10 protein-coding genes are annotated in these 11663 nt (G+C 62.5%); 3 read left to right on the top strand and 7 right to left on the bottom strand.

From position 1 onward, the window contains the following. Nucleotides 1–108 precede the first annotated feature (108 nt). The 5 genes from NKI22_RS05575 to NKI22_RS05555 all read right to left on the bottom strand — a co-directional run bounded on the left by NKI22_RS05575 (nucleotide 109) and on the right by NKI22_RS05555 (nucleotide 5056). Entirely contained in the window at nucleotides 109–636 is a 528-nt protein-coding gene (locus tag NKI22_RS05575) for a c-type cytochrome (RefSeq protein ID WP_502895844.1), read from the bottom strand. 334 nt (nucleotides 637–970) lie between these two features. Further along, nucleotides 971–1591 carry an ABC-type transport auxiliary lipoprotein family protein gene (locus NKI22_RS05570; RefSeq protein ID WP_502896293.1) on the bottom strand — a complete coding sequence of 207 codons (621 nt, stop codon included), beginning with the start codon at nucleotides 1589–1591 and terminating at the stop codon, nucleotides 971–973. Nucleotides 1592–1664: 73 nt separating this feature from the next. Next, nucleotides 1665–3038, bottom strand: a complete 1374-nt coding sequence (locus tag NKI22_RS05565) for an MlaD family protein (protein WP_023720067.1) — start codon at nucleotides 3036–3038, stop codon at nucleotides 1665–1667. A 13-nt stretch (nucleotides 3039–3051) separates the two neighbouring features. Then, nucleotides 3052–3870 (bottom strand): ABC transporter ATP-binding protein, encoded by an 819-nt coding sequence (locus NKI22_RS05560; RefSeq protein WP_352958273.1) that lies wholly within the window; start codon nucleotides 3868–3870, stop codon nucleotides 3052–3054. 1 nt (nucleotide 3871) lies between these two features. Then, nucleotides 3872–5056, bottom strand: a complete 1185-nt coding sequence (locus NKI22_RS05555; protein WP_352814518.1) for an ABC transporter permease — start codon at nucleotides 5054–5056, stop codon at nucleotides 3872–3874. Between the two features lie 78 nt (nucleotides 5057–5134). On the opposite strand from NKI22_RS05555, the gene dgcA reads away from it, so the two are divergent. Beyond that, a complete protein-coding gene (gene dgcA, locus NKI22_RS05550) occupies nucleotides 5135–6118 on the top strand; it encodes an N-acetyl-D-Glu racemase DgcA (RefSeq protein ID WP_352814520.1) in 984 nt (327 codons plus the stop codon). Here the strand turns inward: dgcA and NKI22_RS05545 are convergent. Further along, nucleotides 6089–7306: an MFS transporter gene (locus NKI22_RS05545; protein WP_352494568.1), complete on the bottom strand. Its 1218-nt coding sequence runs from the start codon at nucleotides 7304–7306 to the stop codon at nucleotides 6089–6091. The two genes, dgcA and NKI22_RS05545, sit on opposite strands and share 30 nt — an antisense overlap. Before the next feature lie 127 nt (nucleotides 7307–7433). Further along, a complete protein-coding gene (locus tag NKI22_RS05540; protein WP_502896861.1) occupies nucleotides 7434–8222 on the bottom strand; it encodes a UDP-2,3-diacylglucosamine diphosphatase in 789 nt (262 codons plus the stop codon). 153 nt (nucleotides 8223–8375) lie between these two features. Here NKI22_RS05540 and NKI22_RS05535 point away from each other — a divergent pair, with 153 nt between their 5' ends. Together NKI22_RS05535 and NKI22_RS05530 are read left to right on the top strand one after the other, a co-directional pair. Continuing rightward, nucleotides 8376–9155 carry an SDR family oxidoreductase gene (locus NKI22_RS05535; RefSeq protein ID WP_023720073.1) on the top strand — a complete coding sequence of 260 codons (780 nt, stop codon included), beginning with the start codon at nucleotides 8376–8378 and terminating at the stop codon, nucleotides 9153–9155. Between the two features lie 174 nt (nucleotides 9156–9329). Further along, nucleotides 9330–11654, top strand: a complete 2325-nt coding sequence (locus NKI22_RS05530; RefSeq protein WP_352958270.1) for an NADP-dependent malic enzyme — start codon at nucleotides 9330–9332, stop codon at nucleotides 11652–11654. The last annotated feature ends 9 nt before the right edge of the window (nucleotides 11655–11663 follow it).

Raw genomic sequence — 11663 nt, 5'->3', positions numbered from 1 at the left:
GAATCGGTGATTGCAACGTCACCACCGTGCCATGGCCGCTCGCCCTTCAGAGCAAGCGCCGTTCTCTCTCCAAAACTTTTTGCAGAACCTTCAGGACACTATCCCGCCCTACTTCGTTGCAGCGGCTGCGGCTTCCCCCGGCGGCATAATCCGCATCATGAAAGCCGACACCGTTTCCCCGGGTTTGAACGGGCCGGGAACCTGATGGCTGACCGGCTTCACACTTTGGAGGAATGCCGCGATAGCCATGGCGTCATCCGCGGTGAGATGCGCAAAATCGCGCCAAGGCATGATCGGCGCCAGCATACGGCCGTCCGGCCGTTCGCCGGTCTGGATCGCGGTGACGATCTGCTCCGGGGTCCAGCTTCCGATACCGGTCTCCTTGTCAGGCGTGATATTGCGGGCGACAAAGACACCAAGACCAGGAATCTCGAAGCCCACATCTGAACCGCCAAGAAAGCGCGACATGTCGGGCTTCCCGAAGAAGTAACCGGGTGTGTGGCAGTCGCTGCAGCCGGCAATCGTAGCCAGATATTCGCCGCGCGCAATCTGTGTGTCGTCGGCCATGGCCGCGTAAGATGGCAGGGCAACAATTGACGCTGTCAAGAATGCAAGATGAATTAGTGTCCGAAACATTGCTTCCTCCCTGTGGTCTGTTCGTGGTTTGTCCGTCGACCTCCCGCGTCGTCAACTGGTCGCAATTCCCCGATTTGGCGACGTCGGGGACGTTAAATTTTAGCATGGCCAGGACGGATTACCATCAGCGATCAATTGGACCGTCGGCACTTGTCGTGTCCGGTTGAGCAACTGTTACGAAGCTCGCTAGCCGACGCACAACGCCTTCGCCTTCTTTGGCGCAACGTGCTCGTCCTGGCAGATGAGCCGAACGGCAACCTACCACCCATCTCGGCCATTGGGGCAGTCAGATGATTGAGTTTGATCCTAGCTGCGCCCGGCAGTTCCGGCCGCGTCAGATCACAGTGTCCGTCCAGCGGACGATTTGCCCGGCCGCATCACCGAACGCCGCGTCGAGCGCGCCGACATAGGCCTGGTTGCCGCTGCCCGAAACGGGCGCGATGGCGCTAAACGTCTTCGAAGCGCGCACTTCGCCGTTGCGGTCGTTCAACAGGCGCACGAACAGCTCGACCTCGGCATGTTGGCCGCCATCGACACGCACCTCGAACGAGCGGATCTCGACGATCACCTGATAGTCGATTGCCAGCCCCTCGCCCGGCTTACCGACGCCGGTGAAGCTGCCCGAGCGCTGGAACGTCTCTGCCAGCCGCGCTTGTACGATCATCGGCAGCCGGTCGGCCCATTGCGCGCCCTTGAGATACTGGATCGATCGCGGCGATGGCTTGATGACGATGTTCTGGCTGTCCAGCGCCTTGAGCGCCGACGGCTGGGCGATGAGGATCTGGCGACGGCTGTGGGCACGCGCTTCCAGCGACGGCGCCGAAAGCTCGAACGTGTCCAGCGGTGCCGGTCCGCCGCCAGGCAAGGCCGCGCAGCTTGCAAGCGCAAGCGCCAGCAACACCGCCCCGCTCTTCAACCCACTCGATCTGATGCTGCCTGAACTGATCGACTTCAAACGCGATCCCCCCCGGATCGTGGAAACAACGCGTATCTGCAAGCTATGTTCTTGCTGTGGGCGGAGGCCGAAGTCAACGGCGCACCCTGCCGTCGAACTGCCGGACCTCGCCCTCGCCGCCGGACAGGATCCGCTGCGGGTTGCGGCTCAGATCGGTTACCGCCTCCTCGATGCGGGTGATCGAACGACGGCTGTCCTGGACCAGCGCTTCGACGTTTTGCAGCCCCTGTCCCGAGAATCGCGCCAGATTGTCGGTGATGGTACCGAGACGGGCGTTCAGCGTGTCGGCGACCTGCTTGAACGATTTCAGCGTCGCTCTCGCGTCGGCCATGACGCCGTCGGCCTGGCCGGAGCCGAGCAGTTTGTCGACCTTGGCAAGAATACCGTCGACTCGCACCGAGGCATCGTTGAGGCGTCCTGCGAGCTGGTGCGCGTCTTTGATGGTTTCATCGATGTCGTCGGCTCGGTTGGCGAACTTGTTGGTCACCTTGGCGATGTCGGCGGCAGCCTCGTTGGCGTTTTCGCTGGCCTTCTGGATGTTGGCCAGCGCGGTGCGAACCTCAGCCGGATCGATGCCGTCGAGAACGCCGTCGACCTTGGCCAGCGTGCCTTGCGTCTTCTGGGCGAAGTCGTTGATCGAGCCGACCGCAGTGTCGACGTTCTTGATGACCGTGTCGAACTGCTTGCTGGTTTCCTTGAGGTTGGAAGTGACCGTGTCGACATTGGCGACGATGCTCTTGATCTGGTCCTTGTCGACGGCGTTGAGTAGCCCTTCCGCCGCCTTCAGAGTGCCGTCGAGCTTGCCCGAAACACCCTTCAATTCGTCCGCCAGCGAGCTGACGCTGGCCAGGAACTTGTCGACCCCGTCCGAATTCCTGGCCAGTGCATCGGAGAAGGTCTGGACATTGTTGACCGTCTGCGTCAGCGGCCCGCGAACGTCCTTGGTGAAGCCTTCGAGCTCCGAAAGGACCTTGTCGGCGCGGGTGAAGATGTTCTGCGCCGTCTGCAGCAGATTGGTGACCGCCGACGGGTTGGCAACGATCTCAGCGACACGGCCTTCCTTTTCCGCCTCGTCGAGGAGTTTTGGCTCCTTGGGGTCGGCGCCCTTGAGCTCGATATTGGCCTGCCCGGTGAGGCCGGCAAGCCCGATATCGGCCTGCGTCGACTTGGTGATCGGCGTATTGCGGTCTATTTCGGTGTCGGCGATGGCAGCGGTCGGATTGTCGACGTCGATATAGACACGGCGCACGTCGCCGACCTTGACGCCGTTGAACAGTACGAAGCTGCCACGGCCGAGTCCCGAAGCCGACCCTGGAATGCGCACGCGCAATATGGTCGTCTCACCCTTGTCGCCGATCGCCGCCGTCCAATAGACGAAAGCGAAAGCCGCGAGGATGGCGGCCAGCGTGAAAATGCCGACAATGACGTAGTTGGCCCTGGTTTCCATTGCTCACTTATGGCTATGCGCGCGCCGCAAGATCAAGTTGCCGGGCGCGTTTTCCGCGGAAATAGGATTTTACCCAGGGTTCCTCGCTCCTGAGCATGTCGTCGATCGTGCCCTCGACCAGCACTTTCTTTTTGCCAAGCACCGCCACGCGGTCGCACGCGGTAAACAGCGTGTCGAGATCGTGCGTGACCATATACACGGTCAAATCCATCGTATCGCGCAGCTTGACGACCAATTCGTCGAACTCAGCCGCGCTGATCGGGTCAAGGCCGGAAGTCGGTTCGTCGAGGAAGACGATATCCGGGTCGAGCGCCAGAGCGCGCGCCAGCGCAGCACGCTTGATCATGCCGCCGGAAAGCTCGGAAGGGAATTTCTGCGCCGCGTCCGGCGGCAGTCCGACCAGCTCGACCTTGAGCATGGCCAGTTCGTCCATCAGCTTCTTCGGCAAATCGAGATATTCGCGCATCGGCACCTGGGCGTTTTCGAGGACGGTCAGCGCCGAAAAAAGCGCGCCGTGCTGGAACAGCACGCCAAGCCGCATGTCGATGCGAAGGCGCTCCCTTTCGCTTGCCTTCTCGACGTCGACGCCGAACAGTTTGATTGTTCCCGATTGCTTGCGCGTCAGGCCAAGGATGGTGCGCAAGAGAACAGATTTGCCGGCACCGGAGGCACCGACGAAGCCGAGAATCTCCCCGCGCCAGATGTCGAGCGACAATTTGTCGAGAACGACTTGGTCGGCGAACGACACCGTGACGTCGTGCGCCGACAGCACGATCTCGTCCTCTTTGGCTTTCTCCGCCACCTTGGTCGTGTTTGTGCCCGGCAGCGCCATGTCAGAACTCGATCGCTGCATAGAACATGGCGAAAAGCCCATCGAGGATAATGACCACGAAGATCGACTTCACCACTGAGGCGGTCACATGCTGGCCAAGCGATTCGGCGCTGCCGCCAACCTTCATGCCCTCGACCGAGGCAATTATGCCGATGATCATGGCCATGAAAGGCGCCTTGATCAGGCCGGCAAAGATGGTGCTGAGGTCGATTGCGACACGCAGCCGGTCAATGAACGCTGCCGGTGCAATATCGGAGTAGAGCCATGCAGCCAAAATGCCGCCGCCCAGCGCGGCAAAGTTGGCGATGATCGTCAGGCAAGGTAGCGCGACGACCAGCGCGACCAGCCGCGGAAACACCAGCACGCCGATTGGATTGAGGCCGATCACTTTCAGCGCATCGACCTCCTCGCGCATCTTCATCGAGCCGATCTCGGCGGTGATCGCGCTACCGGAGCGGCCGGCGATCATGATCGCCGTCATCAGCACGCCGAGCTCGCGCAGGATCAGCACGCCGACCAGGTCGACGACGAAGATATCGGCGCCGAAATAGCTGAGCTGATAGGCGCCTTGCTGGGCGACGATCGCACCGACAATGGCCGACATCAGCACAACCACCGGTATGGCGCCAACGCCCATGCGATCGATCTGGTTGAAGATCGCCGCCATGTTGACGGCATGGCCGCGGCCAAGCTTCATCTGCGAGCCGCGTATCGTGGCGCCGAGGATGTTCATTGCGGCCAGGAAATCGTCGCGCATCTCATAAACGCGCCGGCCAACCGCCTCGAGCCCGCGAATGATGAAGTTGGGCGGCTTTGCCGGACCTGATTCGGGCTCGCGTCGAACGGCGTCCCCGACGGCGCCAAGCAGGATCGAGGCGATCTCGCTCTGCCCCTGCATCGTGATCTCGACGCCCTTCTTTTCGAAGCTGCTGACCAGGCGGTCGATCAGCCATGCTCCGGCAGTGTCCATCTTCTCGATTTGTGAGAGGTCGAGCGCCAGCGTCTTGAAGCCGCTGCGCTGCTCGATCTTGCGCATCTCGGCATCGACCAGCCCCACGGTGCGTGTCGTCCAGCTTCCCGAGAAAGCGCAGCCGAGAACGCCGCCCTCCTCGCCGATCGCGATGCGCGGCTGGTGGTCGGGCTCCTTGGCAGGGCCGCTTGCGTCGCGTTTGCGGATGGTCAACATGGCGTCCTGTTTAGCCTGACGGGGCCGACCTGTCGATTTGCCGATATCCTCCTTGTTGCACAGCCGGAGCAGAAAAATATGGCGCGTGTCATTTCGGTCGAGGCCGAGCGCTTTCCTATTGCCGGGACCTTCACCATTTCGCGCGGCTCGAAGACCGAGGCTGAGGTGATTTCCTGCGCCATCAGCGAAGACGGCCATACCGGGCGCGGCGAATGTGTCCCTTACAAGCGCTATGGCGAGACCGTGGAGGATGTGCGCGACGCGATCGAGGCGATGCGCGGTGAGATCGCGGGCGGCATCAGCCGCACCGCCCTGCTCGGTGCCATGCCTGCGGGTGCGGCACGCAATGCCATCGATTGCGCGCTCTGGGACCTGGAATCGAAGATCAGCGGAACACCGGTGGCGCATATGATACGAACCGTTCCGTTACGGGCGCTTGAGACGGCGTACACACTGTCGCTCGCCGAGCCCGAGGCGATGGCGGCGCAAGCCCGCGCCAACGCCCAGCGCCCGCTGCTCAAGGTCAAGATCGGCGCCGACAACGACATCGCCCGCATCCGTGCAGTGACGGCGGCGGCACCCGACAGCCGAATCATTCTCGACGCCAATGAGGGCTGGAATGACGACAATATCGTCGCAAACCTCGCCTTTGCCGCCGAGCACGGTATCGCCTTGATCGAACAGCCGCTGCGGGCGGGACATGACGGTATTCTTCGCCACATCGCGCATCCGGTGCCGATCTGCGCCGACGAAAGCGTGCACGAGGCGAAGGACCTCGACGCGCTTGTCGGCCTCTACGACGCCATCAACATCAAGCTCGACAAATCGGGTGGCCTGACCGCAGCACTCGTGCTTCGCGACCGCGCCCGCGAACTGGGTCTTGGCGTCATGGTCGGCTGCATGGTCGGCACATCGCTTGCGATGGCGCCGGCCGTGCTGTTGGCGCAGGATGCCGATTTCGTCGATCTCGACGGTCCGTTGCTGCTAGCCTGCGACCGCGTTCCAGGTCTCGTCTACCAAGGTTCGCTGGTGTCACCGCCCGAGCCAGCGCTGTGGGGCTGAACGCGCGGCAAGCCCGATCAGCGCCAGGCCCGTCAGGGCGATGGGGATCATCGCAAAGAAGCCATTCGCGCCGAAGCGATCGTAAAGAGGACCTGAAATCAGCGTTGCCACCGCCATGAAGAAGCCGTTGGAGAAATAGGCGATGCCTTGCGCCGCCCCGGTGCGTTCTTCCGCGATTGTCTCACCGATCATCTTTTGCAGGCCGATCAGCACCAGCGCCACCGAGACGGCGTGCAGTGTCTGGATCGCGAAGAACCCGCCAACGCCAAGCCCGAGCGGCCAGATCAGGGGGAAGGCAATCCAGCGCACGATCGCGCCTATCCCGGCAATCAGCATGATCGAGACGACCGAGAAGGAGGCGAAAGCCCGGGTGAAGACGACGAACATGCATATCTCGGCGACGACGCCCCACCCCCACAGCAGCCCGACAACCGAATCGCTGATGCCGATCGACTTCCAGTATATCGACACGAAGCCGTAGAGAAATGCGTGGCTGGCGGTGATGATGCCGACGCCGGTCGAAAAGTAGAGGAAGTACCGGTTGAGGAGTTTCGGTGCCGATTGCTGGATGTCGGCGGCTGAAAGCGGCGAGGCGCGGCGCGGACGGCCGAGGCGCGGCGCAATCAGTCCGGCGGCTAGCGCGGCGCATAACGACACGAAGATGATCACTGGGACAGCCTGGGCACCGCTCGCCGACAGGATGAAACCGCCGGCGAGATTGGCGCAGAGATAGGAGATCGAGCCCCATTTGCGCATGCCGGCGTAGTTCGAGCCGAAGCGGCGAACACCTGAAAGGGCGAGCGAATCGGCAATCGGCGAATGCGGCGTCCAGACGACCGTCAGCGCCAATGACACGGCAAGTACCATTGCGTAGGTCGGCGGCAGGAAGTAACCGGCCGACAGGATCAGCGATGCGGCGACCAGCGCGACATAGACATTGGCGCGGTCGCTCGCTTTGTCTGCCAGAGCGGTAAGAAAAGGCGTCGTCGCCACGCGCAGGAACATCGGCGCAGCGAGGATCACGGCTATCTGCTCGGCATGGAACCCCTTCGCCTGCAGCCACAGCGGGAAATAGGGCACATGCGTTCCGAGCGGAACGAAGAGCGTGAAGAAGATCAAGCTCATGCGCAGTTCGAAATGGCGTGGCTTGACGAGCTGTTCGGGCGAAAGCGGCGGCAGCGAGGACATTAACAGGCGATCCGTCGGCACGGCATTCAGCCGGGTCGGCCCACCACACCAGCCGCTGCATAACACGGCGAAAAAGTGGATGAAACCGCTGGACTAACCGATTAAAGCGAGGTGAGGCCGGGTTTGGTCAAGCCGCCTGGACTGCCCTGCCCTTGATGTCGATCGGCACGAGCACCTCGCTGCCGACCGGAGTCTCCGGCAGGACATGCGCCCAATGCAGTATCTCCATCCGGCCGTCAAAATGCTCGACCACCGCCGTGCAGCTCTCCACCCAATCGCCGGTGTTGATGTACTGCACGTCCTCGTAGCTTTCGATCGCCGCATGGTGGATGTGCCCGCAGATCACGCCGTCGACATGCGAGCGGCGCGCCTCCTCGCTCAGCACGGTCTGGAACGAGCCGATGAAATTCACCGCCTTCTTGACCTTGACCTTGGCCCAGGACGAGAACGACCAGTAAGGCAGGCCGAGCACTTGGCGCAGGCGCGTGATGACGCGATTGACCAGCATCGCCGCGTCATAGGCATAGTCGCCTAGATAGGCCAGCCAGCGCGCATTGTGGACGACGGTGTCGAACTGGTCGCCATGGATGACAAGAAGGCGTTTGCCATCGGCGGTCTCGTGGACGGCGCGATCGGCGACGACAATGCCGCCGAAATGCACACCTTGAAACTGCCGCGCGAACTCGTCATGGTTGCCGGCGATGTAGGTGATGCTGGCGCCCTTGCGCGCCTTGCGCAGCAATTTCTGGACCACGTCATTGTGGCTCTGCGGCCAGTGCCAGCTCCGTCTCAAGCGCCAGCCGTCGACGATATCGCCGACGAGATAGATGATATCGGCATCGTGATGGCGCAGGAAATCGATCAGGAACTCGGCCTTCGCCGCCTTCGATCCGAGATGGACGTCGGAGATGAACATGCTGCGGAAAGTGCGGGGCTCTGCGCCAGACATCATTTGTCACCGTTGCTTTCGCGTGAGGCTATGCCCCGATTCATGCAACAACCGTATGACGGTTGCGATTGGTCCAGCCATACGGGTAGGTTGCCGCGGCAATCAGAGGAGAAAATCACCATGGATCTCGGCATTCGCGGCAAGAAGGCCATCGTCTGCGCCTCGAGCAAGGGGCTGGGACGCGGTTGCGCCATGGCGCTGGCAGAGGCAGGCTGCGATCTGGTCGTCAACGGCCGCAACGCCGACGTGCTGGCCAAAACCGCCGCCGAACTGCGCGAGAAATTCGGCGTCAGCGTGACCGAGATCGTCGGCGACGTATCCAAACCCGACGTCCAGAAGGCGCTGCTTGCCGCCTGCCCCGATCCCGACATCCTCGTCAACAACAATGGCGGTCCGCCGCTTCGCGATTTCCGTGCGCTCGATCGGGAAAAGATCCTCGAAGGCGTCACCCAGAACATGGTGACCCCTGTCGAGCTGGTTCAGGCCGTGATCGACGGCATGGCGGCGCGCGGCTTCGGCCGCATCGTCAACATCACCTCGCTGTCGGTCTATGTTCCTATCCCCGGCCTCGACCTGTCGTCCGGAGCCCGCGCTGGCCTCACGTCGTTCCTGGCAGGCGTCGCGCGGACGGTGATCGACCGCAATGTGACGATCAACAACATGCTGCCGGGAAAACTCGATACCGACCGGCTGCGCGGCCCGCATGAGGCCGGCACACCCGAAGACCCGGCCGCCGCCGCCGCGCGCAAAGCCAAGGCCGCGGCCAACGTTCCGGCCAAGCGACTCGGCACGCCGGAGGAATTCGGCCAGATCTGCGCCTTCCTGTGCTCGGTTCACGCCGGTTACCTGACCGGACAGAACATACCGGTCGACGGCGGCCTCTACGTCAGCGCGTTCTGAACAGCGGAGAGGAAAAGACCTGAATAGCGCGGCAGGATTTTAGCACAACTAACTGAAACAAATCGATTTTACTCGTTTCGCAAGGCAAAATGGCGGTTGCGTCATTTGGCATCGTGAAAAACCAATTCTGCATGTTAAAAGGCTTCAAGGCAGGATCGCAGGGAGGCGGCCGTCATGACAGGCGAAAGCAAGAAGGCGGCGCGATCCGACCTGGACGAAGCAGCGCTCTACTTCCACAAGCACCCCCGGCCCGGAAAGCTTGAAATCCAGGCGACGAAGCCGCTCGGCAATCAGCGCGACCTGGCGCTTGCCTATTCGCCCGGGGTCGCCGCCCCCTGCCTTGAAATCCGCGACGATCCGGCAACTGCCGCAGACTATACAGCCCGCGCCAATCTTGTTGGCGTCGTCACCAACGGTTCGGCGGTGCTGGGCCTCGGCAATATCGGACCGCTCGCCTCCAAGCCGGTGATGGAAGGCAAGGCGGTGCTGTTCAAGAAGTTCGCCGGCATCGATGTCTTCGACATCGAGATCGATGCACTGGGCATCGAGCGCATGGTCGAGACGATCTCGGCGCTGGAACCGACCTTCGGCGGCATCAACCTGGAAGACATCAAGGCGCCCGAATGCTTCGAGGTCGAGGAGCAGTTGAAAGCGCGCATGGGCATACCGGTCTTCCATGACGACCAGCACGGCACCGCCATCATCGTCGCCGCCGCCGTGCTCAATGGGCTGGAATTCGCCGGCAAGTCCATCTCCGACATCAAGATCGTCACGTCGGGCGCCGGCGCTGCCGCTCTTGCCTGCCTCAACCTTCTGGTCTCGCTCGGCGCGCGGGTCGAAAACATCTGGGTCACCGACCGGTTCGGGGTCGCCCATAAGGGCCGCGTCGAGGAGATGGACCGCTGGAAAGACCCCTATGTGAAGGACACCGAGGCGCGTACGCTGGCCGACGTTCTGCCCGGCGCCGACGTGTTTCTCGGCCTGTCTGCCGCCGGCGTGCTGAAGCCGGAATTGCTTCACCACCTGGCGCCCAAGCCGCTGATCCTGGCGCTGGCCAATCCCAATCCCGAGATCATGCCGGAAGCGGCACGGGCAGCACGGCCCGACGCGATGATCTGCACGGGCCGCTCCGATTTCCCCAATCAAGTCAATAACGTACTCTGTTTTCCTTACATCTTCCGTGGCGCGCTGGATTGCGGCGCAAGCGCCATCAACGAAGAGATGAAGATGGCCGCGGTGCGAGCGATTGCAGCGCTTGCCCGCGAAGAGCCGTCCGACGTTGCCGCGCGCGCCTATTCCGGCGAGACGCCGATCTTCGGCCCGGAGTTCCTGATCCCCTCACCTTTCGACCCGCGACTGATCCTGCGCATTGCCCCTGCCGTCGCCAAGGCAGCCTGCGAGAGCGGCGTCGCGACCCGGCCGATCACCGATTTCGTCGCCTATGTCGACAAGCTGAACCGCTTCGTCTTCCGCTCCGGCCTGGTCATGAAGCCGGTATTCTCGATGGCCAAGACGTCGAGCGCCAAGCGCGTCATCTATGCCGATGGCGAGGACGAGCGCGTACTTCGCGCCGCGCAAGTCGTGCTCGAGGAAGGCATTGCCGAACCGATCCTGATCGGCCGCCCGCATGTCATCGAGGTGCGGCTGAAGCGCTACGGGCTGCGCATCAAGCCGGGCGTCGATTTCGGCTTGATCAACCCGGAAGACGATCCGCGTTACCGCCACTATGTCGACCTTTTGATCGAGCTTGCCGGCCGGCGTGGGGTGACGACGGAAGCGGCGCGCACCATGGTGCGCACCGACAATACGGTGATCGCCGCCCTTGCCCTGAAGCGCGGCGACGCCGACGCCATGGTCTGCGGCCTTGAGGGCCGTTTCGAGCGTCATTTGCGCAACGTGACGCTGATCATCGGGCCGCGCGCCGGCATCAAGGATCGCGACCTGTCGACGCTTTCCATGCTGATTTCGCAGCGCGGCATCATTTTCCTCACCGACACCCATGTCTCCGTCGATCCGACCGCCGAGGAGATTGCTGAGATGACCGTTTTGGCGGCCGAGGAGATTCAGCGTTTCGGCATCGAGCCCAAGGCAGCGCTGCTGTCGCATTCGGATTTTGGCTCCCGCGATTCGCCAAGCGCCATGAAGATGCGGCAGGCGGCGGCGATCTTGGCGCGCATCGCGCCCGACCTGCAATGCGACGGCGAGATGCATGCCGACTCGGCGCTATCGGAGCAGCTGCGCCAGCGCGTCTATCCGCATTCGCGGCTGAAGGGCGAAGCCAATCTGCTGGTGTTCCCCAATCTCGATTCGGCGAACATCACGCTGACCGCGCTGCGCACGATGATGGACGCGCTGCATGTCGGCCCGATCCTGCTCGGCACCGACAGCCCGGCGCACATATTGACGCCGTCGGTCACCTCGCGCGGCGTCGTCAATATGACGGCACTGGCCGTGGTCGAAGCCGCGCATAAGGCGCAAGCCATCGTCGATCTGGGCTAGCCGTGGGCT

The sequence above is a fragment of the Mesorhizobium sp. M0778 genome, from assembly GCF_040320105.1.
Lineage (GTDB): Bacteria > Pseudomonadota > Alphaproteobacteria > Rhizobiales > Rhizobiaceae > Mesorhizobium.
The sequence above is the reverse complement of the archived record's forward strand: the minus strand, read 5'-3'. Positions and strand labels throughout refer to the sequence as shown.

Coding starts and splice junctions, on each gene's coding strand:
- NKI22_RS05575 (WP_502895844.1), bottom strand. CDS start 636: ATGTTTCGGACACTAATTCATCTTGCATTCTTGACAGCGTCAATTGTT.
- NKI22_RS05565 (WP_023720067.1), bottom strand. CDS start 3,038: ATGGAAACCAGGGCCAACTACGTCATTGTCGGCATTTTCACGCTGGCC.
- NKI22_RS05560 (WP_352958273.1), bottom strand. CDS start 3,870: ATGGCGCTGCCGGGCACAAACACGACCAAGGTGGCGGAGAAAGCCAAA.
- NKI22_RS05555 (WP_352814518.1), bottom strand. CDS start 5,056: ATGTTGACCATCCGCAAACGCGACGCAAGCGGCCCTGCCAAGGAGCCC.
- dgcA (WP_352814520.1), top strand. CDS start 5,135: ATGGCGCGTGTCATTTCGGTCGAGGCCGAGCGCTTTCCTATTGCCGGG.
- NKI22_RS05545 (WP_352494568.1), bottom strand. CDS start 7,306: ATGTCCTCGCTGCCGCCGCTTTCGCCCGAACAGCTCGTCAAGCCACGC.
- NKI22_RS05540 (WP_502896861.1), bottom strand. CDS start 8,222: ATGTTCATCTCCGACGTCCATCTCGGATCGAAGGCGGCGAAGGCCGAG.
- NKI22_RS05535 (WP_023720073.1), top strand. CDS start 8,376: ATGGATCTCGGCATTCGCGGCAAGAAGGCCATCGTCTGCGCCTCGAGC.
- NKI22_RS05530 (WP_352958270.1), top strand. CDS start 9,330: ATGACAGGCGAAAGCAAGAAGGCGGCGCGATCCGACCTGGACGAAGCA.